Consider the following 21,593-nt stretch of genomic DNA (forward strand, 5'->3'; position numbering starts at 1 on the left):
ATCATTGCCAGTTTCGTGGTGACATCTCCGATCCCCACTGAGGTGGGCTCGTCTCACCGGTGGAGGTGGGATAGACCGGATACGCCTGGCTCGTCGCGGGCGAGTGGCGGGACGCCGCCTGCCCGCCGCCGAAGTGCCTGGCGGACAGCCCGCACGACTGGAAGTCGGTGTAGAACATCCGCAGCCAGTCGCGGCGCTGGTGCTCGGTGAGCCCCGAGAACCAGGCGGCGGCGTACTGGTGCTCGGGCATCGGGCCGCCGGGCAGCGGCTCGCCGCGCAGCCAGGCCATCACGATCTCGCGATAGCCGGAGGCCGGCGTGTCCCCGCACTTGGCGGCCAGCGTCTCGACGAACTCGTAGGCCGCCTCGTCGGCGAAGCCCGCCGCCAGGTCGGCCACGTGGATGGGCACCATGCCCGTGGCCCCCTTCAGCGCGTCGTCGAGCGGGCGCTGCTCGACCCTGGTGAACGCGGCGGGCGTGCCCGACAGCCGCGACGCGATCTTGGTGAAGGACGCGCCGAGCTCGGTGAGCCCGCCGCGCATGCCGGGATGCACGCACACCGTGATCGGCCACTCCTGGCAGCTGTAGGCGATCGGCTGCGCGGCGGCCGCCTGCGGCTCGGTCAGCAGCCTGGCCACCCCGGTGCCCGCGGCCAGCACCGACACCAGCGCGAACGCCAGCACCATTGCCTGCCGGGTGACGGCCGCCGCCCAGCCGAGCAGCAGTGTCAGCGTGATGCCGAGCAGCCAGAGAATCTGGTCCAGGAACGCCGCGCCGCTCAACCCCTGGAACAGGTCGTACGGCTCGCCGGTGCCGGGCGCCAGCCGGTCGGCCCAGGTCGAGCCCCCGGCCAGCCAGGTGAACAGGCCGTAGCAGCCCAGTCCGGCCAGCAGCGGCGTCGCCGGACGCGGCAGCAGCCACCCGGTCACCCACCCGAGGACGCTGTAGAGCGCCAGCCCCGCCATGCCCATGCCGAGCCCGGCCAGGCTCAGCCGCCCCGCCTGCTCGGTGAGCACCGTCTTCACCGCGAGCACCAGCACCGTCGCCGAGAACGAGCCCACCACCACGACCAGGATGGCCAGCGGCGCCTTCAGGGCGGTCCACGCGGTGATGGCGCGCCCGCGCAGGGCCCGCCGCTTGCGCACGGCGACCCACGCCGCGAACGCCGCGGCGACGGGACCGGTCAGCTTGAGCGAACCGATCACCGCGACCACGATGTTCTCCCACGCGTCGACGCCTGGGATCAGGACGCTCCACGCGGCCAGCAGCCCCAGCGCGAGCAGGACCGCCATGGTGACGGCCGCGCTGTGCTTGAGCTCCTCGCGTGAGACGCCCGCGTGCTCACGCACCCGTGATTCCGTTGTTCATCATCAAGCACCCCCCGTGCCCGGTGGGTGAGGCGGAGCGATCGGTCCCGCGCCGGTCCCCTCGGCGGGCGACCCGTTTCCCCACGGGTCATGGACTTGGCTTCAGCCTCACCTATTGATGCAGAGAACCATAACTGAGCGTGATGATTGCCGTCCGGGTTCTTGGTCAAGCGCCTGTCCCGGTTGCTCTCCGTAGCTATACGAATCAGGACGAGGGTCGCGCTAACGTAGCGCTGTGTCGCAGCCGAAGTCCCTCAACCTGCCGTTCGACCCCATCGAGCGCGCCGCTGAGAGCTGGCGTGTTCACTTCGGACCTTCCTCAGCCATGGCCGCCGTTACTTCGATCATGAGAGCGCACCAGATCCTGCTGTCGCAACTGGACGCGCTCCTGAAGCCCTATGACTTGACCTTCGCCAGATATGAAGCTCTCGTGTTGTTGACCTTCAGCAGAACCGGGTCCCTCCCGCTGTCGAAGATCGGCGAGCGGCTCATGGTGCACCCCACGAGCGTCACCAACACGGTCGACCGGCTGGAGAAGGCCGAACTGGTCGTACGGCTGCGCAACCCCCGCGACGGCCGAGGCGTGCTCGCCGAGATCACCGACCGCGGCCGGGAGGTGGTGGAACGGGCGACCGCCGACCTCATGGGGGCCGATTTCGCGATGACCATGTACGAGGAGGGCGACCTGGACGAGATGTTCGGCCTGCTGCGTACACTCCGCGTGGCGGCTGGTGACTTCTCCACCGCCACCATGCGGCAAGATGAGAAGCATGGCGGACATCTCTAGGCCCGGATCGCTCTACGGAGCGATCGATCTGGGCGCGCGTAAGCAGGCACTGGAGGCCCAGGCCCGGCGCGAAGCCGCCGGCCCGCAGGCCGCGGAGGCGATCGTGGACGTCACCGAGGAGACCTTCACGGCCGACGTCGTCGAGCGGTCGATGACCGTGCCGGTCATCCTCGACCTCTGGTCACCCAGGTCGCCGGGCAGTGGTCAGCTCAGCCCGGTCCTGGAGAAGGTGGTGGCGGACACCGGCGGTAAAGCCGTGCTCGCCAGGATCAACGTGGACGCGAGTCCGCAGATCGCGCAGGCCCTGCGGGTGCAGGCGGTGCCGACCGTGCTGGCCATCTTCCAGGGGCAGCCGGTCACCGGCTTCCAGCAGGTGCTGCCCGAGCAGGAGGTGCGCCGCTGGCTCGACGAGCTGATGGACGCGGTCGAGCAGTTCTACCAGCAGAACCCGGACGCCCGCCCGCCCGCGGCGGGTGAGGCCGAGCCCGAGCCGCAGGAGCCGCCGGCCGACCCCGACCTGCTGGCCGCCGAGCAGGCGATCGACCAGGGCGACCTGGACGCGGCGGCGGTCGCCTACGAGCGGCTGCTGGCCCGCGTGCCCGGGAACGAGGACGCCAAGATGGGTCTGGCGGGCGTCGGCCTGATCAAGCGCACCGCCGACGTCGACCCCGCCGAGGTGCAGCGTCGCGCCCAGGACCCGGCCGATCTGGAGGCGCAGCTGCTCAGCGCCGACCTGGAGATGCTCTCCGGCCAGGTCGAAGAGGCGTTCGCGCGCGTCATCGCCGTGGTCAAGCGCACCTCAGGCGACGAGCGCGACAAGGCCCGGCGTCACCTGCTCGGCCTGTTCGACGCGCTGCCCGCCGACGACCCCGCGCTGGCCAAGGCGCGCAGGGCCCTTTCCAGCGCGTTGTTCTAACCTTTAGGGGCATAATCCCCCTATGCGGGTCGTCACGATCTCGGCGACGTACGGCACGGCCGGCAGCCTCATCGGCCCGGCCGTGGCGGAGCGTCTCGGCGTGCCCTTCGTGGACCGGGCGATCCCCGGCGCCGTGGCCGAGGAGCTCGGCTGCACGCTGGAGGAGGCGCTGCTCCACGACGACAGGGCGGAACACGGCCTCGGACGGCTGCTCTCGGGCGCGATGCGGCTGCCGACGGTCACCTTCGGCGGCGTGGACATGTACCTGCCGGGGGTGCTGCCGCTGGCCCCCGAGGAGTTCGTGACCAGGACCGAACGCATGATCAAGGAGACCGCGCGCAGCACGGGCGGGGTCTTCCTGGGCCGGGCGGGCGCGGTCGTGCTGGCCGAGCATCCCGGCGCGCTGCACGTACGCCTGGACGCGCCGCCCAGACGCCGGATCCTGCAGACGGCGGTGCTGGCCGAGGTGTCCGAGCGCCAGGCGCGCAGGCAGGTCGAGGACAACGACCGCGCCAGGAACGCCTACGTCCGGCACTTCTACCGCACCGACCCCGGCGACCCGCACCTGTACCACCTGGTGATCGACAGCACCAGCATCCCGGTCACCGCCTGCGTCGACCTGATCGTCACCGCCGCCGAAGCACTGGATTAAGCCCATAAATCCGGAAATGTCGCCCTCGATGGTGTGATGGGCCAGGGCACTCTCCGGAGGTGGCACCATGGAAGGCACTCTTGGTCAGGCGCAAAAGGAGCGGATGACGTGGCGACCGTCCCCAGTGTGTCGTACTCCATCACGGTGCGACTCGAGGTCCCCGCTGGCGGCAAGGCCGTCAGCCAGCTCACCCACGCCGTCGAGTCCGCGGGTGGTGTGGTCACCGCTCTCGACGTCACCAACGCGGGCCACGAGAAGCTCCGCATCGACGTGACCTGCGCGGCTCGCGACACCGACCACGCCCAGGCCATCGTCGACCAGCTCGAGGCCGTCGACCAGGTGGTCATCCACAAGGTCTCCGACCGCACCTTCCTCATGCACCTCGGCGGCAAGATCGAGATGAAGTCGAAGGTGCCGCTGCGCAACCGTGACGAGCTGTCCATGGCGTACACCCCGGGTGTGGCGCGGGTGTCGATGGCCATCGCGCGCAACAAGGAGGACGCGCGCCGGCTGACCATCAAGCGCAACACCGTCGCCGTGGTCACCGACGGCTCGGCGGTGCTCGGCCTGGGCAACATCGGGCCCGAGGCGGCGCTGCCGGTCATGGAAGGCAAGGCGGCGCTGTTCAAGCGCTTCGCCGGCATCGACGCGTGGCCGATCTGCCTCGACACCCAGGACGTCGACGAGATCGTCCGCACCGTGCAGGTGATCGCGCCCGGGTTCGGCGGCATCAACCTGGAGGACATCTCCGCGCCGCGCTGCTTCGAGATCGAGCGCCGGCTGCGCGAGCTGCTCGACATCCCGGTCTTCCACGACGACCAGCACGGCACCGCCATCTGCGTGCTCGCCGCGCTGACCAACGCCCTGCGGGTGGTCGAGAAGCCCATCGAGGACGTGCGCATCACCATGGCGGGCGCGGGCGCGGCCGGCACCGCCGTACTCCGGCTGCTGCTGGCCGCCGGCGCCCGCAACGTGGTCGTCTGCGACTACCTCGGCGCCGTTCACCAGGGCCGCGAGGACCTCGACGACTCGCTGCGCTGGATCGCCGAGCACACCAACGCCGAGGGGTACTCCGGCGACCTGCGCGGCGCGGTCAAGGGCGCCGACGTGTTCGTGGGCGTGTCCGCGCCCGGCATCCTGACCGGCGACGACATCGCCACCATGGCCGACGGCGCGGTGGTGTTCGCGCTGGCCAACCCGGAGCCCGAGGTCTCGCCCGACGACGCCCGCGAGCACGCCGCCGTCGTCGCCACCGGCCGCTCCGACTACCCGAACCAGATCAACAACGTGCTGGCCTTCCCCGGCGTGTTCCGCGGCCTGCTGGACGCGCAGGCGGGCGGCGTCACCCAGGAGATGCTGCTGGCCGCGGCGGGCGCGCTGGCCGCGGTGGTCACCCCGGAGGAGCTGGGCCCCAACTACATCATCCCGAGCGTCTTCCACCCGGACGTCGCGACCGCGGTCGCGGCCGCCGTCCGCGAGTCCGCGGGCGGTCGCGCGCGGGGCTTCACCGAGGCGTAACCCCCACCTTCCGGTACGGCAGGCCCCCACCCCGCCACCGCGGCCACGGGGCCGGCGTCCCTCCAGGAACACGCCCCTCCAGCGCACGTGGCCGGGCGCCGTCACGGCGCCCGGCCAAACGAGCCGGTCAGCGGGACGGCCGGAGGAAGAGTCCCGCGAGCAGGGCGCCGAGCAGCACCATGGCCGCGTTGACCAGCACGGCGACGCCGACTCCGTGCAGCACCGCCGCCGTGCCGGAGGCGTGGCCCATGGCGGCGGTGACGACCGAGCTCATCAGCGGGATGCCCATCGTGATGCCGACCTGCTGGGTCATCGTGGCGAGGCCGGTGGCCAGCCCCTGCTCGGAGTCGGGCAGGCCCGAGGTGGCGGTGACCATGAAGCCGACGATGGCGATCATGTTGCCCACCCCGCCGACGAAGGTGGCCGTGAGCAGCAACCAGATCCAGCCGGAGGCGACCCCCAGCAGGGCCAGCGAGGCGGTGGCCCCGGCCTGCACCGCGAACCCGGCGACCAGCGCCCGCCGGTCTCCGAGCCGGGCGAGGACGCGGGGGGCCACCACGCCGCCGACGACGGTCCCGAGACCGAGCACGCCGAAGGTCAGCCCGGTGGCCAGCGCGGAGTAGCCGAGCACCTTCTGCAGGTAGAGCGTCATCAGGAAGACCAGCGAGGTCTCGGTCGCGAACGCGATCAGGCCGCTCAGATTGCCCCACTTCACGCTGGGCCGCTGGAGGATGGCCACGGGGACCAGCGGCGAGTCCGCCCGCCGCTCGGCGAACCAGAACGCCACCAGCAGCACCGCGCCCGCCGCGAGCGAGCCGAGCGCCACGGTGTCGGCGAAGCCGTGCTCGCCGGCGCGGGTGAGGCCGAAGACGAGGGCGAGCAGGCCCAGCGTCACCGTGACCGCGCCGGGCAGGTCCATCTTGGGCCGCCGGTCCGGGCGGCTCTCCGCGAGCAGGACCGGGGCGGCGAGCAGGACGGCCGCCGCGACGGGCACATTGACGAAGAACGCCCAGCGCCAGCTCAGCAGCTCGGTGAGCAGCCCGCCGAGCACCGCGCCCGAGGTGAACCCGGCCGACATGAGCGCGCCGTTCAGCCCGAGCGCCCGGGCCCGCAACGGGCCTTCGCGGAAGGAGGTGGTGAGCAGCGACAGCCCGGCGGGCGTGACGATCGCGGTGGCCAGTCCTTGGGCGACCCTGGCGACCAGCAGCATCGAGGGGGAGGTGGCCAGGCCGCCGGCCAGCGAGGAGACGGCCAGCAGCGCCATGCCCGCGATGAACAGGCGGCGGCGGCCGAACAGGTCGGCGACCCTGCCGAACAGCAGTGTCAGCCCGGCGGCGGCCAGGGCGAACGTGGTGGCCACCCACTGCAGGTCGGCCAGGGCGAATCCGAGGCCCTCGCCGATCACCGGCAGGGCGACGTTCAGGATCGAGAAGTCGACGGCGAGCATGAACTGGGAGCCGAGGAGCAGCACCAGGATCAGCTTCTGCCGGGTGGTCATCCGGGTGGACACGCGCTCGTCCAGGGCGGTCATCGAGCCATCCCCTTAATGGGTTTCTGGTTCCGTTAAGATGATGAGGACTCTAACACCCTGGAGGGCCTTAATGGAACCACAGACCCATTTGAAACCGGGCCGGGTACGGCCGGGCGGGCGTACCGCGAAAGTGCGCGCGGCCGTCCTCGACGCCACCCAGGACGAGCTGGTCGACGTGGGATTCCACGGCCTGGCCATGGACCGGGTGGCCGCGCGGGCGGGCGTGGGCAAGACCACCGTCTACCGTCGCTGGCGCGACCCCGGCGGGCTGGTGACCGATCTCATGGTCGAACTGGCCGACCAGTCGACGCCGCACGCCGACACCGGGAGCATCGAGGGAGATCTGCGGGCGAACGCGATGAGCGTGCTCGGCGCGATCAACGACCAGCGGCTGGGCGCCACGCTGCAGGCGGTCATCGCCGCCGCGACCTGCGACCCGGCGGCGGCCGACGCGCTGAACGCCTTCTATCTGCGGCGCGTCAAGGAGTGGGCGACGGCCGTCGACCGGGCGGTGGAGCGGGGGGAACTGCCCGCCGGCACCGACGGCGCGGAGGTGATCAGGGCGGTCTCGGCCCCGCTGTACTACCGCCTGGTCGTCACCCGCGAACCCGTCGACGAGAGGCACGCCGAACGGGCGGCGGCCCGAGTCCTCGCCGCCGCCCGCGCCGGGGCGTTCGCCGAGGCGGCCGGGTGACGTCCGGTCAGAGGTCGAGATCGGGGTAGCGGCGGCGGGCGGTCGGGGAGCGGGTGACGGTGATGGGGGCCGCGGGGGTCCGGCGGGGCCAGACGGATCCGTACCACCAGATGATGCCGCCCGTCAGGAGCAGCCCGCTCGCCGTCGCCAGTTTGGCCATCAGGTCGGTGGCCGGCCCCGTGCGCGGCAGGTGGGCGCCACGGTGGACCTTCATGCCGCGGCAGGTGGACTTGGTGGTGAACGTCGAGGTGCCCTGCCCGGAGATCGTCACCTTGATCCTGGCCGAGCGTCCGGGCCTGACGTAGATCCGCTCGGTCCTGGTCTTGCCGGGGCTGACCACGCCGTCGGTGATGCGGTCGCCGTTCCGGTAGATGGTGAATCTCGGCTCGCCGCCGCCCTCCTCGGCGGACAGGGTGACCGCCACGGTGCTCTGCGGGCACCCCGCCTTGCGGTCCACGTCCACATCGATCCGCTCGGGACCCTCCGGCTCCGCCGAGGCCGCCGCGGGGAGGGGTATCGCGCTGAGCGACAAGACGAGCGCTACCAGGGCGAGGCGGATTCCGGTGGGCATGGGTTACTCCCGAAGCACTGCAAGATACATGAACTGCTACCTACAGTGCCCGTATGCACACACTATGTAACATCCTGGGGGCGGGGGCGCGGGATGACCCCTTCACCCATCATGATGGAGACATGGCGGAGGCGATCTACGTCGGCGGGCTTCTGGTGGCGACGCCAGTGCTCGACGATCCCAACTTCCGGCGTAGCGTCGTGCTGATCCTCGAACACGACCTCGACGGCGGCACCCTGGGCGTGGTCCTGAACCGGCCCAGCGAGATCTCCGTGACGCAGGTGCTGCCGGTCTGGGACAACCTGGTGACCGGGCCCTCGGTGCTGTTCGAGGGCGGGCCCGTACAGACCGACAGCGCGCTGGCGCTCGCGGCGGTGCCGAGCGGCGAGGAGCCGCTGGGCTGGCGGCGGCTGCACGCGGGCACCCCGGCGGTCTCCCGGCTCGGCACGGTGGACCTGGACGCGCCGCCGGAGATCCTGGCGGGGGAGATCGCGCAGATGCGCATCTTCGCCGGCTACGCGGGCTGGTCGGCGGGCCAGCTGGAGGGCGAGATCGCCGAAGGCGCCTGGTACGTCGTCGACTCGGAGGCCGGTGACACCTTCCACGACGCGCCCGAGACGCTGTGGCGGCGAGTGCTGCGGCGGCAGCCGGGCGAGCTGGCCTTCGTCGCCACCCATCCGGACGATCCGACGATGAACTAGCCGGTCAGGTCCCAGCCGGGGCGCAGACATCGCTCGGCGAGGGCGATCGCGGACTCCACGCGTTCGGTGAGCTCCCGCATGTCGGCCACGTCGCGGTGCTCGCACTCGTACCCGATCCGCATGGCCGACATGGCGAAGGCCACGACGAGGTGCGGGAGCTGGTCGACCCGGGGGTCGCTGCCCTGGCGGCGGGCCACCTCGTCCACGGCCAGTCGCTCCGTCTCCGCCATCCTGCCGATGGCCTTGCCCATCAACATGGGGTTGTCCTCCATGAGGCGGCGGCCTTTGAGGAACCGTTCGCGGTCCTCGGGCGTTGACTGCTCGACCTCGCGCAGCACCGCCCGGAGAGCGGCGCAGACGGCCTGGAACGGAGGCTCCTCCGGGGGCCGCAGGCGCAGGGTGTCCAGGAGGATGGCCTGTATCTCGTCGTGGTGGCCCAGGACGAGGTGCTCCTTGCTGGTGAAGTAGCGGAAGAAGGTACGGGAGGAGACGTCGGCCGACCCCGCTATCTGTTCGATGGTCGTCGTCTCGTATCCTTGTTCGAGGAACAGGTCCAGCGCCGCGTCCATCAGCGCTAGCCGAGTCTTCTCCTTCTTGCGTTCACGCAGACCCACAGCTGTCACTCCCTAGTAACCATGCTGTCATAGTGTGACATAAGTCAGCCTGTGCCTAATAAAACCATTTGTCATCTGTCATGGACTGACATAAGTTGTTCCCCGACTTTAGGGACACATGCCTCGGGCGTGGGGCGGTGCGTATCAAGGGGGACTTCCATGGCTCACCTGAAGACGGCGGAACCGCCGTCTAGGCCGGCTGCGAGCGAAGGCGGCGCTCATCCGTGGCTGACGCTGCTCGCGGTCTCGCTCGGCGTCATCATGGTGATGCTCGACGGCACCGTCGTCGGCATCGCCAACCCGGTGATCGGCAAGGAGATGGGCGCCTCCCTGGCGGACCTGCAGTGGGTGACCAGCGGCTATCTGCTCGCGCTGGCCGTCTTCCTGATCACGGCGGGCAAGTTCGGCGACCTCTTCGGCCACAAGCGCGTCTTCCTGATCGGTGTCGCGGGCTTCGCGGTCACCTCGCTGGCGATCGGTTTCACCAGCTCGGTGGGCGCGCTCATCGCCTTCCGCGTCCTGCAGGGCCTGTTCGGCGCTCTCCTGCAGCCCGCCGCCCTCGCCCTGCTGCGCAACGCCTTCCCGGGTGAGCGGCTGAACGCCGCCATGGGGGCCTGGGGCGCCATCATCGGTCTGTCCAGCGCGGCCGGCCCGATCGTCGGCGGCCTGCTGGTCGAGAACGTGAGCTGGCAGTCGGTCTTCTTCATCAACGTTCCCGTGGGCATCGTGGCGCTGGGCATCGGCCTGTGGATCATCAAGGAGAGCAAGGCGCAGACGCTCTCCCGCGTCGACTGGCCGGGCGTGGTGCTGCTGTCCGGCGCCATGTTCTCGCTGGTCTGGTCGATCATCAAGGCCCCCGAGTGGGGCTGGGGCGACACCAAGACGCTCGGCTTCCTGGCCGTCTTCGCGGTGCTCACCGCGGCGTTCATCTTCTGGCAGGGCAAGGCCAGCCAGCCGCTGGTGCCGCTGTCGCTGTTCAAGAACGCGTCGGTCTCGATCGGCACCGTGCTGATGATGATGGTCGCGTTCGCGATGTTCGGCGCGATGTTCTTCCTGGGCTTCTTCTTCCAGGGCGTGCACGGCCTGTCGCCGCTGGACGCGGGTCTGCGGATGCTGCCGATGAGCGCGGGCATGATCGTCGCCTCGCCGCTGGCGGGCATGCTGATCGGCAAGCTCGGGCCGAGGATCACCATCACGAGCGGCCTGCTGATCACCGCGGTCGCCATGTTCCTGATGTCCAGGCTGGGGGTCGACGCCTCGTTCGTGGACAGCGCCATCCCGTTCGTGCTGCTCGCCTTCGGCATGTCGCCGGTCTTCGTCGGCGCCACCGAGATCATCGTCGGCAACGCGCCCCTCGAACTGAGCGGCGTCGCGGGCGGCATGCAGCAGTCCGCGATGCAGGTCGGCGGCGCGCTGGGCACGGCCATCCTGGGGGCCGTGATGGCCGCCGAGGTCGCCGAGCAGCTCCCGGGCCACCTCGGCCCGGCCGCCCAGGCACTCCCGCCGGGGGCGCTGCCGGGTCTGGAGGCCGCCGCCACCTTCGGTATGACTCCTCCCATGCCGGGCGTGCCCGAGCAGGTCACTCAGATGATCACCACGGCCGTGAACAGCTCCTTCATGGACGGCATGCACCTGGCCTTCCAACTGAGCACGGGCATCGCGATCCTGACCGCCGTGCTGGCCCTCTTCGTGAAGGCCGGCCGCAAGACCGAGGGCGCCCCCGTACACATGGGCTGACCTTCCCCTTCCCTGGTACGGCTCCCGCCACCGGCGGGAGCCGTACCGCTGTCCGGACCTGCGGGAGAGGGACCACCCGGGAGCGGGCATAGACTCGTCAGGTGAGCACGAAGATCCTTCCCGAGCAGGAAACAACCCCGCGGCTCTCGCACGGCGACGGAGACCACGAGCGGTTCTCCCACTACGCCGACAAGCACAAGATCACCGAGAGCATGGTGACGGGCACTCCGATCCGCGCGCTGTGCGGCAAGGTGTGGGTGCCCAGTCGCGATCCGAAGAAGTATCCCGTCTGCCCTGAGTGCAAAGAGATCTACCAGGGTCTGCCCAAGGGTGGCGGCGACGATTCGGGCGACAAACAGTGAGTGTTGCTCACGGGTGATCGCCCGCGGTAGGGCTACGGTCGGGATACTGACCAGCTCATGCCACATCGGGGGATTGCATGGCTCGGCGCGCGACCGCCGTCACTTTGGTATGCCTGCTTGCCGCCGGGCCACTGTCGTCCACATCCGCCTCCGCGACGCCTGACGGCTTCGCGTGCGCCCACCAGGGGCACGCCTTCGGCGCGCGCTCCGGGCGTGGCGGGCAGGACCCCAGGCCGCTCGGGGATGGGCAGGCCGAGCAGATGCTGTACGACCTGGCCCAGCGCATCGCGGGCAGGGCCGTGCCCAACGCCGACATCGTCGTGCCCACCTGGGTGCACGTGCTCGGCGACGGTCGGCGCGAGGCGTCGGAACAGTCGGTCAGAAGCCAGATCGACACCCTCAACGCGGCGTACGGCGGACGCCGCGGCGGCGCCGACACCCACGTGACCTTCCAGCTCGACGGCATCACCACGACCAGGAACGCGACCTGGTTCAGCGACCCGCTCGGGCACGAGGCCGCGATGAAGACCAAGCTGCGCCGCGGCGGAGCCGAGACGCTCAACCTGTACATCGGCCAGCTCACCAACCTCGTCCTCGGCTACTCCACCTATCCCTACTGGTACGCGGTCAACCCGAAGCTGGACGGTGTGGTCATCGACTGGCGCAGCCTGCCGGGCGGCTCGCTGCGCAACTTCGACCGCGGCTACACGGCGGTGCACGAGATCGGGCACTGGCTCGGCCTGTTCCACACCTTCGAGAACGGCTGCGAAGAGCCCGGCGACGGTGTGGCCGACACCCCGCCCGAGGACCGGCCGACCGCGGGCTGCCCGACGGGTAAGGACACCTGCACCGGGCCGGGCCTCGACCCGGTGCACAACTTCATGGACTACTCCCACGACCGCTGCATGTCGGAGTTCACCCCAGGTCAGGCGGCCAGGATGCATGAAATGTGGACGGCCTACCGCGAATCCATGCGAAACCAGAAATAGACGCCCGACTACTATGTTTGGGTGACAGCACCGAAGATACTCGACACTCCATACGCACCTCCTCGCATCTTCGGTCCTGAGTACCGCACCGCGAGCCTCGGCATCCTGCTCAGCGTGACGCTGGTCGCCTTCGAGGGCATGTCCGTCGGCGTCGTCATGCCGGCCGTCTCCGACGACCTGAACGCCCTCGACCTGTACGGCATGAGCTTCTCCGCCTTCCTCATCGCCGGCCTGTTCGCCAACGTCATCGCCGGCCTCTGGTCCGACCGCAAGGGCCACGCGCTGCCGTTCCTGCTCGGCATGGGCCTGTTCGTCGTCGGCATGGCGCTGGCCGGAGCCGCGGTGAACAAGGAACTGTTCATCGCCTCCCGGGCGATCCAGGGCCTGGGCGGCGGCGCCGCCATCGTGGCCATCTACGTGATGATCGCCAGGGTGTACGTGCCCGAGGCCCGTCCCAAGATCTTCGCCGCGCTCTCGGCCGCCTGGGTACTGCCCGCCATGGTCGGACCGGCCATCGCCGGCGTGGTCGCCGACACCGTCGGCTGGCGCTGGGTCTTCTACGGCATCGTCCCGCTCGTCATCCCCGCCCTGATCATGCTGCTCCCTGCGCTTCGCACCCCCGACCACGGTGAGCAGGCCGCCGGGGACGCGGGGCAGGCCAAGGGGGAGCGGTCGCGGCCGGTGGCCATGACGCTCGCCGCCGCCGGCACCGCCGCGGGCGCCGGAGTGCTGCTCATCGGGGTCGACCGGCTGCACAACGCGCTCGTCAGCGGCCTCGTGGCCACCGTGGCCGGCCTCGTGCTGCTCGGCCTCGGCCTGCCCAGGCTGCTGCCCAGGGGCGCGCTCAGGTTCGGCCGCGGGCTGCCCACCACGATCATGATGCGCGGGATGTTCTCGGCCGCCTTCTTCGGCGTGAACTCCTTCATCCCGCTCGTCCTCACCAAGGTCCAGAACTTCGGGCCGAGCGCCGCCGGCATCGCCCTCACCACCGGGGCGCTCGGCTGGTCGACCGGGTCGTACCTGCAGAGCAAGCGGGACATCGCGCCGGAGAAGCTGATGCGCGCGGGCGCGGGCGCGGTGACGGTCGGCGTGCTGTGCACCCTGCTCGCCGCGCTGCCCGGGGTGTCCGGCTGGATCGCGGTGCCCGCCTGGATCATCGCCGGGTTCGGCATGGGCATCGGCGTGACCACCGTGAGCGTCACCATGCTGAAGCAGTCGCCGCAGGCCGAGCAGGGCGCGAACTCGGCCGCCCTGCAGGTCATGGACACGCTCGGCTCGGCCCTGGCCATCGGGCTCGGCGGCGCGCTGATCAACGTGATCGGGCACAGCTCCGCGCAGATCTCCACGGGATTCATGATGATCGCCGGGATCATGGGGGCCGTCGCTCTCGCGGCCGCGGTGCTCGCCGTACGCACCAGAGCCTGAGACTCATTTCCCCCTCCTGCCCCAGGGGCCACGATTCACCTGATCGCCGTGCTGAGGAGTGATAGGACAACGGGCATGGAGGACGACGACCGGGTGTGGCCGCCGGGCTCGGAGCCTCGGCATCGCCGTACCTCGCGGGACGACGACGCGGACGCGCCGTGGAATCCCACGCTCAGGCGCACCACCGAGAAGTCCTCCCGGGCGGAGGAGGAGCGGCTGCCCTGGGAGTCGATGCCGCCCTCGGCCCGGTTCTACGGCGCGCCCGCCGACCCCGGGAAGGCGCGCAGGCTCCGCGGGCGCCGGTGGAGGCGGCGGGGCGCGGCACTGCTCGCCTTCGTCGTGGCGGGCGGCCTGGTGGCCGGGCTCGCCACACTCATCCTGCGGGTGGCCGAACCCGCGCCGTACGACGGCACGCTGACCGACGCGACCGCCGGGATCGGGTTCCCGCTGCCGCCCGGCTGGCGGGAGGAGGGCGTGCCGCCCGCCACCGGCTTCACCTCGGCCGCCAGGCTGGGGCGAGAGGCGCTGGTGATGGCCAGACCGATCACCGGCGTGCCCGCCGACCTGGGCAGGGCGACCTCGGAGGCCGCCGAGCTGTACTCCCGGCTGCTGCTGAACGGCGACACCGTGACCACCGTGGAGGACAAGACGGTCACGGTTGGGCCGCTCGCCGGGCACAGCCGTTCGCTACGCGCGGACTACAAGGACGTGGTCAACCGGCCGGCGTATCTTCGGGTGATGCTGCTCACTCGGGGCGGGCGGAGCGTGCTGCTCGTCGGAGTGGCCCAACCTGACGAAACCGCACGCAGGCGGGCATTGGACGCCGTGATGGCGAGCGTGCGGTGAGGCCGCGAAAGCCGTACGGCATCCAATAGCACGCAGGGGTGAGCTTGGCCAGGATCCTCGGTGTACGGCACGTCTTGTCAGTGCCGCAGATTACCCTCGTAACACTGTGAGAGAGCGAAGCGAACGAACCGACGGGCAGAGCCGCAGGGGCGCACGGACCGACGAGCGGAGCGAGGAGGCGAAGTGAGCACATTCGCCGCGTCGCACCTGTCGCCCTCCTACCCCGACCGAGCCGCCTGGGGCACCGCGCCCAAGCTCAGGGCCTGGCAGCAGGAGGCCTTCGACCTCTACTTCCGGCACGAGCCGCGAGACTTCCTCACCGTGGCCACGCCCGGCGCGGGCAAGACCACCTACGCCCTGCGCATCGCCAGCGAACTGCTGTCCAACGGGGTCATCAGGGCGATCACGATCGTCACCCCGACCGAGCACCTCAAGCGCCAGTGGGCCGACGCAGCGGCGCGGGTGGGCATCGGCATCGACCCCGAGTTCAAGAACAGCCAGGGCACCACCTCCCGCGACTACACCGGCGTCGCGGTGACGTACGCCCAGGTCGCCATGCACCCCGCCCTGCACCGGGCGCGCACCGAGGCGCGCAAGACGCTGATCATCTTCGACGAGGTGCATCACGCCGGCGACGCCAAGTCATGGGGCGACGGCATCCGCGAGGCGTTCGAGCCCGCCACCAGACGCCTGCAGCTCACCGGCACCCCCTTCCGCTCCGACGACAGCCCCATCCCCTTCGTGGAGTACGCCGAGGACGGCGAGGGCCTCAAGCGCAGCGTCTCCGACTACTCCTACGGCTACGGGCCCGCCCTGGCCGACGGTGTCGTGCGCCCGGTGATATTCCTGGCCTACTCCGGCGAGATGAAGTGGCGCACCAAGGCCGGCGACGAGATCGCCGCCACGCTCGGCACCCCGCTGACCAAGGACCAGCTCTCCCAGGCCTGGCGCGCCGCGCTCGACCCCAAGGGCGACTGGATCCGCCAGGTGATGCAGGCCGCCGACCGCCGCCTCACCGAGGTGCGCCGAGGCGTGCCCGACGCGGGCGGCCTGGTCATCGCCACCGACCACGAGACCGCCCGCGCCTACGCCCGCCACCTGCGCGCCATCTCCGGCGAGGGCGCCACCGTCGTGCTCTCCGACGACCCGGGCGCGTCCAAGAAGATCAAGGCGTTCGCCGCCTCCGAGGACCGCTGGCTGATCGCGGTGCGCATGGTGTCCGAGGGCGTGGACATCCCGCGCCTCTGCGTCGGCGTCTACGCCACCTCCACCTCGACGCCGCTGTTCTTCGCCCAGGCGGTCGGCCGCTTCGTCCGGGCCCGCAAGCGCGGCGAGATGGCCTCGGTGTTCCTGCCGTCCGTGCCGACCCTCATGGGGCTGGCCAACGAGATGGAGCTGGAGCGCGACCACGTCCTCAACCGCAAGCCGCCCGAGGACGGCCTCGACGACAGCCTGCTCGACGACGCCAACCGCAGGAAGGACAGCCCCGACGTCCTGGGCGACGAGCTGCCCTTCGAGACGATGGAGACGTCGGCCACCTTCGACCGGGTGCTGTTCGACGGGGGCGAGTTCGGCACCGGGGCCGAGGTCGGCTCCGCCGAGGAGGAGGACTTCCTCGGCCTGCCCGGCCTGCTGGAGCCCGACCAGGTGGCCTCGCTGCTGCGCAAGCGCCAGTCCGACCAGCAGGCGGCCAAGCGCAAGGCGCCCAAGCCGGAGCCCACGCTGGCCCCGCACGAGCAGATGGCCGAGCTGCGCAAGGAGCTCAACGGGCTGGTCGGCGCCTGGAACCACCGCACCGGGCAGCCGCACGGCGTCATCCACTCCGAGCTGCGCCGCGCCTGCGGCGGCCCGCCCATCGCGCAGGCCAGCGCCGAGCAGGTGCAGGAGCGCATCGACATGATCAGGAAGTGGGCGACTCAGCGGTCCCGCTGACGAGCTTGATCCGCCTGCCGCTGCGGCCGTCGGCCGGTCGGCTCGCGGGGGTCGTGACGGGCACGCTCAGCGAGGCGGTGCCGTGCGCGACCCGCACCGGCACCGTCACCACCCCCTCGTGGTGGCCGCGCAGCGGCCCCTCGTGCACCCAGACCCGCACCGTGCGGCCCCGCTCCCGCAGCACCACCGAGGCGGTGCCGCACTCGTCGGCCGCGGCGGGCCACGACAGCACCAGGCGGCCCGGCGCCAGACTCGCCTGACGCGGCACGGGCATCCGCTCCGCGCACACGGCCACAGGCTGCGGCGGCACATCGTAAGCGACCACCATGGCCTCGTCGGGCACGCCCACGACCGTGGCGACCTCCAGGGCGGCGAGCGCGAGCACGGCACCGGCGCGGGCCGGGTTACGGCCGCGGACCAGGAGCCACAGGCACACCGGAGCCAGCACCAGCCAGGTCAGTCCAAGAGCGAAGGCGAGCATGAAAGGACCTCATACGGATACGGAGACGTCTTGCTCTCCGTAGTAATCGAGGGACGGAGAGTTCTCATCGTCTTGAATACCACATGACCATAGCGTTGCGCCGTGTGTACTCTTCGTGATCAGTGCCGCCGAGGAAGGGCGGGGTTACTGTGGAGGAGTGCCGGAAGTGAGTCTGTACCTACCCGAGGACCTGAAGGATCGGGTCGCGCGCGCGGCCCGGCTGCACGGGCTGTCCGAGGACGACTACATGCGCGGAGCGATCGAGCGCGTCGTCGGCGAAGAGGCCGTCGGCGAGCGCCCGCGACCACGCTGGGGAAGCATCGCCAGCGGCGATCCGACGCTGGCTGCCCGCGCCGACGAGATCCTCGCCGAAGGATTCGGCGAGCGATGATCGTCCTGGACACCAGCGCCCTGCTGGCCGCCTACGACCGTTCGCAGCCGGAACACGAGGCCGTCATGCGCGTGCTGAGAACGCGGAGCGACGAGCCGCTGCTTCTCTCACCCTTCGTCCTGGCCGAACTCGACTACCTGCTGTGCAGGCGCGTGGGCGTGGACGCGGAGCTGACGGCGCTCCAGGACGTCAGCGACGGCGTCTACATGCTGATGCCCTTCGAGCAGGCGGCGATCACGGATGCCGTCCGGCTGATCGACAAGTATCGGAGCTTCGACATCGGCCTGGCGGACGCGTCGGTGGTGGTCGCCGCGGGGCGCAGCCGTACCACGCAGGTGCTCACGCTCGATCAGCGGCACTTCAGGGCGATGAAGCCGCTCTGGGGGACGCGTTCACCGTGTTGCCCGCCGACGCGGCTTGAGGTGGGGACCCTGGGGGGCGTCAGCGGACGATGGGGGTGCCCTCCAGGGTGGCGCCCGCGGTGGTGAGTTCGGTGAGGGCCGCGTCCGTGGTGTGGCGGGCGACGCCGGCGGTGAGGTCGAGCAGCACGCGTACGGCGAGGCCGTGCTGGAGCGCGTCCAGCGCGGTGGCCCGCACGCAGTGGTCGGTGGTGAGGCCCACCACGTCCACCGCGTGCACCTCGCGCGCGATCAGCCACGAGGCCAGCGACTCGTCGTCCCCGGACATCCCCTCGAAGCCGCTGTAGGCCGCCGACTGCGCCCCCTTGCTGAAGACCTCCTCCACCGCCGCCACGTCCAGCGCGGGATGGAAGTCGGCCCCGGGCGTGCCCGCGACGCAGTGCGGCGGCCAGGTGTCGACGTAGTCGGGTGCGTCGGCGAAGTGGGCCCCGGGGTCCACGTGGTAGTCGCGGGTGGCGACCACGTGGTCATAACCATGGTCGGCCAGGTACCGGGTGATCGCCCCGGCCACCTCGGAGCCGCCGTTCACGGCCAGGCTGCCGCCCTCGCAGAAGTCGTTCTGCACGTCCGCGATGATCAATGCGGTGGTCACACCACCGACGATACGTCAGGCGAACTCGGTGGGAATCGCCGCGTACCCCCTGCCAAGGTGCAGCGCGTCCTGGGGCAGCAGCGCGACCGCTTCGCGGTGCCGGTCGCGGGCGGCGGTCAGCGGCTCCCTGCCGACCACCGCGCCGTCCCTGACCAGCTCGCGCAGCAGCGGGACGCCGCCGTCCGGAGCGTCCCCCGAAATAGTGATCAGCTCGGTGTCGGCGTACGCGCCGGCCTCGTCCAGCATGCGGAAGGCCCGCTTGCGCCCACCCCTGCTGGGCTTGCCGACCGACCGCTTGGCGACCGGCCGCATGGTGCCGGTGGCGTCCTCGCGGGCCACCAGCTTGTAGACCAGCGCGGCCGTGGGCACGCCCGAGCCGGTGACCAGGGAGGTGCCGACGCCGTAGGCGTCCACGGGGGCGGCGGCCAGGGCGGCGATGGCGTACTCGTCCAGGTCGGAGGTGACCAGGATGCGGGTGCTGAAGGCGCCGAGCGCGTCGAGCTGCTCGCGTACCGCCTGCGCGGCGGCGGCCAGGTCGCCGGAGTCGATGCGGACCGCGCCGAGCCCGCCGCCGGCCAGCTCCACGGCGGTGCGGACGGCCGCGGGCACGTCGTAGGTGTCGACGAGCAGGGTGGTGGTCTCGCCGAGGGAGGCGACCTGGGCCTCGAACGCGGCCTGCTCGGAGTCGTGCAGGAGGATGAAGGAGTGGGCGGCGGTGCCCGCGGTCGGCACGCCGTACCGGTGGCCGGCCATGAGGTTGGAGGTCGAGGCGAACCCGGCGATGTAGGCGGCGCGGGCGGCCGCGACGGCGGCCCACTCGTGGGTACGGCGCGAGCCCATCTCGATGATCGGCCTGGTGCCCGCCGCGTTGACCATCCGGGAGGCGGCCGAGGCGATCGCGCAGTCATGGTTCAGGATCGACAGGATCAGCGTCTCCAGCAGTACGGCCTCGGCGAACGTGCCCTCCACCACCATGATGGGGGAGGCGGGGAAGTAGGTGTCGCCCTCGGCATAGCCGTACACGTTCCCGGAAAAGCGGAAATCGGCGAGAAACTCCAGAGTCGGAGCGTCCACGACCTGGTTCTCGCGTAGATAGGTGAGTTCCTCCTCACCGAAGCGGAAGCGTTCCAGCTCGTCCAGCACCCGACCGGTGCCGGCAACCACCCCATACCGCCGCCCACCGGGCAGATGGCGGGCGAAGACTTCGAACACGGCTTGTCGTCGGGCGGCTCCGCTGCGCAACCCCGCCTGCAACATCGTCAGCTCATAGTGATCTGTGAGCAACGCAGTGCTCATGGTCATTCTCACGACTCGAAGCTTACGGCCGAGGTAGGGCAGGATAGGGGATGTGGGTAGCACCGCTCCAATCACCGTCGAGCGTCCTTCAACGGACGTCCGGCCCGATCTGCCATGGGTGACGATCGTCTGGAACGACCCGGTCAACCTGATGTCCTACGTGACCTATGTCTTCCAGACGGTGTTCGGTTACTCCAGGGAGAAGGCCGAGAAGCTGATGATGGACGTGCACCAGAAGGGCAGGGCCGTCGTCTCCAGCGGCACACGTGAAGAGATGGAACGGGATGTGCAGATTCTCCACTCCTACGGCCTGTGGGCGACCCTCCAGTCGGACTCGCTCAAGTGAGGCACCTGTGAGCTCTGGATTCAGGTCCCGTGGTGGCGGCGGCGTCATCGCGGAGTTCGAGCCGACCGAGGTGTCGCTGCTGCGCTCGCTCGTCGCGATGATCCTCGGCTTGGTCTCGCCGGGGGAGACCGGCGACGACCCGCTGGAGCGCGCACTGGGCATCGGCTCCACCGAGGTGCCCTCCGATCCGGTGCTGGCCAGGCTCTTCCCGTCCGCCTACCGCGACAACGAGGAGCAGTCGGCCGAGTTCCGCCGCTACACCGAGGCGACGCTGCGCGACGCCAAGCGGGCCGACGCGCAGACCATGCTCGACACCGCCCGCGCGGGCCGCAGCGAGCTCACCGCCGAGCAGGCCCAGGCGTGGCTGCGCTCACTCAACGACGTACGGCTGGCGCTCGGCACCGACCTCGGCGTGACCGAGGACGTGCACGACGAGATCGCGAACATGTCCAAGGACGACCCGCGCTACCCCGTCTTCGTGACCTACGACTGGCTCACCTACCTGCAGGACACCCTGGTACGCGCCCTTTGGTAGCTTCCAGGCATGCTGACGATCTCGCAGGATCTTGTCGACAAGATCACCGCCCACGCGCGGGCCGACCACCCCGACGAGGCGTGCGGAGTGATCGCCGGTCCGATCGGTTCAGACCGGCCTGAACGCTTCATCCCGATGGAGAACGCCGAGCGCTCCCCCACCTTCTACCGCTTCGACTCCCTTGAGCAGTTGCGGGTGTGGCGGGAGATGGACGACCGCGACGAGGAGCCGGTCGTGATCTACCACTCGCACACGGCCACCGAGGCCTACCCCTCGCGCACCGACGTCTCCTACGCCTCCGAGCCGAACGCCCACTACGTGCTGGTCTCCACCCGCGTCGAGGACGAGGCCGAGTTCCGTTCGTACCGCATCCTCGACGGCGTCATCACCGAGGAGCAGGTGACCATCACGTGAGACGGAAGGTCCGGGCGATTCGCGCCTTCGGTAAGCTTGGTCCCATGTCGGTCCGGCCTGTGCAGAGCTTCCTCTTCGCGCACACCCCGTCTGTCGTCGTCTACGACTGTCGCTGAGCGACGGCACAGGAATCGCTTCACACCCGCCGGTGTTCCCCGGTGGGGCTCGGACGACATGACTTGAGGAGACTGACCGCGATGGCCATCGAGGTTCGCATTCCGACCATCCTGCGCACCTACACCGACGGCGCCAAGGCCGTCGACGCCGAGGGCGCCACGCTCGACGAGCTGATCAGCAACCTGGAGGCCCGGCACCCGGGCATCAAGGAGCGCCTGGTCGACAAGGGCGCGCTGCGCCGCTTCGTGAACGTGTACCTCAACGACGAGGACGTCCGCTTCCTGGGCGGTCTCGGCACCCCGGTCGCCGACGGCGACACGGTCACGGTCCTTCCGGCCGTGGCCGGAGGCATGCGCTAGCC

The 21,593-nt window shown here is 70.4% G+C and carries 25 protein-coding genes; 18 read left to right on the plus strand and 7 right to left on the minus strand.

The genetic code is table 11. From position 1 onward, the window contains the following. Position 1: 1 nt before the first annotated feature. Complete coding sequence (locus ABZ911_RS23545) at positions 2–1,348, minus strand: hypothetical protein (RefSeq protein ID WP_358059509.1); 1,347 nt, start codon at positions 1,346–1,348, stop codon at positions 2–4. 253 nt (positions 1,349–1,601) lie between these two features. On the opposite strand from ABZ911_RS23545, the gene ABZ911_RS23550 reads away from it, so the two are divergent. The 4 genes from ABZ911_RS23550 to ABZ911_RS23565 all read left to right on the plus strand — a co-directional run bounded on the left by ABZ911_RS23550 (position 1,602) and on the right by ABZ911_RS23565 (position 5,239). After that, positions 1,602–2,153, plus strand: coding sequence for a MarR family transcriptional regulator (locus ABZ911_RS23550; protein WP_358059512.1), 552 nt, complete (start codon positions 1,602–1,604; stop codon positions 2,151–2,153). Then, positions 2,137–3,069, plus strand: coding sequence for a tetratricopeptide repeat protein (locus tag ABZ911_RS23555; RefSeq protein WP_358059515.1), 933 nt, complete (start codon positions 2,137–2,139; stop codon positions 3,067–3,069). Before ABZ911_RS23550 ends, ABZ911_RS23555 begins: the two co-directional genes overlap by 17 nt. 22 nt (positions 3,070–3,091) lie before the next feature. Further along, complete coding sequence (locus tag ABZ911_RS23560; RefSeq protein WP_358059518.1) at positions 3,092–3,721, plus strand: cytidylate kinase-like family protein; 630 nt, start codon at positions 3,092–3,094, stop codon at positions 3,719–3,721. A 108-nt stretch (positions 3,722–3,829) separates the two neighbouring features. Beyond that, positions 3,830–5,239, plus strand: a complete 1,410-nt coding sequence (locus ABZ911_RS23565; protein ID WP_358059521.1) for an NAD-dependent malic enzyme — start codon at positions 3,830–3,832, stop codon at positions 5,237–5,239. 127 nt (positions 5,240–5,366) lie between these two features. Here the strand turns inward: ABZ911_RS23565 and ABZ911_RS23570 are convergent, their stop codons facing one another. Then, on the minus strand, positions 5,367–6,770 hold the full coding sequence (locus ABZ911_RS23570) for an MFS transporter (RefSeq protein ID WP_358059524.1): 1,404 nt from the start codon (positions 6,768–6,770) through the stop codon (positions 5,367–5,369). A 70-nt stretch (positions 6,771–6,840) separates the two neighbouring features. On the opposite strand from ABZ911_RS23570, the gene ABZ911_RS23575 reads away from it, so the two are divergent. Then, complete coding sequence (locus tag ABZ911_RS23575; protein WP_358059527.1) at positions 6,841–7,464, plus strand: TetR/AcrR family transcriptional regulator; 624 nt, start codon at positions 6,841–6,843, stop codon at positions 7,462–7,464. Between the two features lie 7 nt (positions 7,465–7,471). Here the strand turns inward: ABZ911_RS23575 and ABZ911_RS23580 are convergent, their stop codons facing one another. Continuing rightward, the gene (locus ABZ911_RS23580; RefSeq protein ID WP_358059530.1) at positions 7,472–8,035 is read right to left on the minus strand and encodes a hypothetical protein; all 564 of its coding nucleotides are present in this window, start codon (positions 8,033–8,035) and stop codon (positions 7,472–7,474) included. Positions 8,036–8,157: 122 nt separating this feature from the next. On the opposite strand from ABZ911_RS23580, the gene ABZ911_RS23585 reads away from it, so the two are divergent. Next, positions 8,158–8,736 carry a YqgE/AlgH family protein gene (locus ABZ911_RS23585; RefSeq protein WP_358059533.1) on the plus strand — a complete coding sequence of 193 codons (579 nt, stop codon included), beginning with the start codon at positions 8,158–8,160 and terminating at the stop codon, positions 8,734–8,736. Here the strand turns inward: ABZ911_RS23585 and ABZ911_RS23590 are convergent. Then, positions 8,733–9,350, minus strand: coding sequence for a TetR family transcriptional regulator (locus ABZ911_RS23590; RefSeq protein ID WP_358059536.1), 618 nt, complete (start codon positions 9,348–9,350; stop codon positions 8,733–8,735). The two genes, ABZ911_RS23585 and ABZ911_RS23590, sit on opposite strands and share 4 nt — an antisense overlap. Positions 9,351–9,509: 159 nt before the next feature. Between ABZ911_RS23590 and ABZ911_RS23595 the strand changes: the two genes are divergently transcribed. The 6 genes from ABZ911_RS23595 (at position 9,510) to ABZ911_RS23620 (ending at position 16,641) form a co-directional block, all read left to right on the plus strand. Continuing rightward, positions 9,510–11,087, plus strand: a complete 1,578-nt coding sequence (locus ABZ911_RS23595) for a DHA2 family efflux MFS transporter permease subunit (protein WP_358059539.1) — start codon at positions 9,510–9,512, stop codon at positions 11,085–11,087. 101 nt (positions 11,088–11,188) lie between these two features. After that, positions 11,189–11,449, plus strand: a complete 261-nt coding sequence (locus ABZ911_RS23600; RefSeq protein ID WP_358059542.1) for a DUF3039 domain-containing protein — start codon at positions 11,189–11,191, stop codon at positions 11,447–11,449. Between the two features lie 77 nt (positions 11,450–11,526). After that, complete coding sequence (locus ABZ911_RS23605; RefSeq protein WP_358059545.1) at positions 11,527–12,438, plus strand: zinc metalloprotease; 912 nt, start codon at positions 11,527–11,529, stop codon at positions 12,436–12,438. Positions 12,439–12,459: 21 nt separating this feature from the next. Continuing rightward, positions 12,460–13,863, plus strand: coding sequence for an MFS transporter (locus tag ABZ911_RS23610; RefSeq protein WP_358059548.1), 1,404 nt, complete (start codon positions 12,460–12,462; stop codon positions 13,861–13,863). Positions 13,864–13,938: 75 nt separating this feature from the next. After that, a complete protein-coding gene (locus ABZ911_RS23615) occupies positions 13,939–14,709 on the plus strand; it encodes a hypothetical protein (protein WP_358059551.1) in 771 nt (256 codons plus the stop codon). A gap of 183 nt (positions 14,710–14,892) precedes the next feature. After that, positions 14,893–16,641, plus strand: a complete 1,749-nt coding sequence (locus ABZ911_RS23620) for a DEAD/DEAH box helicase (protein WP_358059554.1) — start codon at positions 14,893–14,895, stop codon at positions 16,639–16,641. Here ABZ911_RS23620 and ABZ911_RS23625 read toward each other — a convergent pair. Further along, a complete protein-coding gene (locus ABZ911_RS23625; protein ID WP_358059557.1) occupies positions 16,610–17,122 on the minus strand; it encodes a hypothetical protein in 513 nt (170 codons plus the stop codon). The two genes, ABZ911_RS23620 and ABZ911_RS23625, sit on opposite strands and share 32 nt — an antisense overlap. Before the next feature lie 166 nt (positions 17,123–17,288). Between ABZ911_RS23625 and ABZ911_RS23630 the strand changes: the two genes are divergently transcribed. Both ABZ911_RS23630 and ABZ911_RS23635 read left to right on the plus strand, forming a co-directional pair. Next, positions 17,289–17,513, plus strand: coding sequence for a hypothetical protein (locus tag ABZ911_RS23630; protein ID WP_358059560.1), 225 nt, complete (start codon positions 17,289–17,291; stop codon positions 17,511–17,513). Further along, positions 17,510–18,001 (plus strand): PIN domain-containing protein, encoded by a 492-nt coding sequence (locus ABZ911_RS23635; RefSeq protein WP_358059563.1) that lies wholly within the window; start codon positions 17,510–17,512, stop codon positions 17,999–18,001. The genes ABZ911_RS23630 and ABZ911_RS23635 overlap by 4 nt, the downstream gene beginning before the upstream one ends. On the opposite strand, the gene ABZ911_RS23640 is transcribed toward ABZ911_RS23635, so the two are convergent. Continuing rightward, complete coding sequence (locus tag ABZ911_RS23640; RefSeq protein ID WP_358059566.1) at positions 17,955–18,524, minus strand: isochorismatase family protein; 570 nt, start codon at positions 18,522–18,524, stop codon at positions 17,955–17,957. The genes ABZ911_RS23635 and ABZ911_RS23640 overlap by 47 nt on opposite strands. Positions 18,525–18,539: 15 nt before the next feature. Further along, on the minus strand, positions 18,540–19,826 hold the full coding sequence (locus tag ABZ911_RS23645) for a nicotinate phosphoribosyltransferase (protein ID WP_358059569.1): 1,287 nt from the start codon (positions 19,824–19,826) through the stop codon (positions 18,540–18,542). 46 nt (positions 19,827–19,872) lie between these two features. Between ABZ911_RS23645 and clpS the strand changes: the two genes are divergently transcribed. The 4 genes from clpS to ABZ911_RS23665 all read left to right on the plus strand — a co-directional run bounded on the left by clpS (position 19,873) and on the right by ABZ911_RS23665 (position 21,591). Then, positions 19,873–20,166, plus strand: a complete 294-nt coding sequence (gene clpS, locus ABZ911_RS23650) for an ATP-dependent Clp protease adapter ClpS (protein WP_358059572.1) — start codon at positions 19,873–19,875, stop codon at positions 20,164–20,166. A 7-nt stretch (positions 20,167–20,173) separates the two neighbouring features. Then, on the plus strand, positions 20,174–20,701 hold the full coding sequence (locus tag ABZ911_RS23655; protein ID WP_358059575.1) for a DUF2017 domain-containing protein: 528 nt from the start codon (positions 20,174–20,176) through the stop codon (positions 20,699–20,701). 9 nt (positions 20,702–20,710) lie between these two features. After that, positions 20,711–21,115, plus strand: coding sequence for a M67 family metallopeptidase (locus tag ABZ911_RS23660; protein ID WP_358059577.1), 405 nt, complete (start codon positions 20,711–20,713; stop codon positions 21,113–21,115). A gap of 197 nt (positions 21,116–21,312) precedes the next feature. After that, on the plus strand, positions 21,313–21,591 hold the full coding sequence (locus tag ABZ911_RS23665; protein WP_358059580.1) for a MoaD/ThiS family protein: 279 nt from the start codon (positions 21,313–21,315) through the stop codon (positions 21,589–21,591). Positions 21,592–21,593 lie beyond the last annotated feature (2 nt).

This window comes from Nonomuraea sp. NPDC046570 (assembly GCF_040645915.1).
GTDB lineage: Bacteria > Actinomycetota > Actinomycetes > Streptosporangiales > Streptosporangiaceae > Nonomuraea.

Bases quoted from the DNA above. Each gene is read 5' to 3' on its own strand.
- ABZ911_RS23555 (WP_358059515.1), top strand. From the start codon at position 2,137: ATGGCGGACATCTCTAGGCCCGGATCGCTCTACGGAGCGATCGATCTG.
- ABZ911_RS23560 (WP_358059518.1), top strand. From the start codon at position 3,092: ATGCGGGTCGTCACGATCTCGGCGACGTACGGCACGGCCGGCAGCCTC.
- ABZ911_RS23570 (WP_358059524.1), bottom strand. From the start codon at position 6,770: ATGACCGCCCTGGACGAGCGCGTGTCCACCCGGATGACCACCCGGCAG.
- ABZ911_RS23575 (WP_358059527.1), top strand. From the start codon at position 6,841: ATGGAACCACAGACCCATTTGAAACCGGGCCGGGTACGGCCGGGCGGG.
- ABZ911_RS23580 (WP_358059530.1), bottom strand. From the start codon at position 8,035: ATGCCCACCGGAATCCGCCTCGCCCTGGTAGCGCTCGTCTTGTCGCTC.
- ABZ911_RS23585 (WP_358059533.1), top strand. From the start codon at position 8,158: ATGGCGGAGGCGATCTACGTCGGCGGGCTTCTGGTGGCGACGCCAGTG.
- ABZ911_RS23595 (WP_358059539.1), top strand. From the start codon at position 9,510: ATGGCTCACCTGAAGACGGCGGAACCGCCGTCTAGGCCGGCTGCGAGC.
- ABZ911_RS23605 (WP_358059545.1), top strand. From the start codon at position 11,527: ATGGCTCGGCGCGCGACCGCCGTCACTTTGGTATGCCTGCTTGCCGCC.
- ABZ911_RS23615 (WP_358059551.1), top strand. From the start codon at position 13,939: ATGGAGGACGACGACCGGGTGTGGCCGCCGGGCTCGGAGCCTCGGCAT.
- ABZ911_RS23625 (WP_358059557.1), bottom strand. From the start codon at position 17,122: ATGCTCGCCTTCGCTCTTGGACTGACCTGGCTGGTGCTGGCTCCGGTG.
- ABZ911_RS23635 (WP_358059563.1), top strand. From the start codon at position 17,510: ATGATCGTCCTGGACACCAGCGCCCTGCTGGCCGCCTACGACCGTTCG.
- ABZ911_RS23645 (WP_358059569.1), bottom strand. From the start codon at position 19,826: ATGACCATGAGCACTGCGTTGCTCACAGATCACTATGAGCTGACGATG.
- ABZ911_RS23660 (WP_358059577.1), top strand. From the start codon at position 20,711: ATGCTGACGATCTCGCAGGATCTTGTCGACAAGATCACCGCCCACGCG.
- ABZ911_RS23665 (WP_358059580.1), top strand. From the start codon at position 21,313: ATGGCCATCGAGGTTCGCATTCCGACCATCCTGCGCACCTACACCGAC.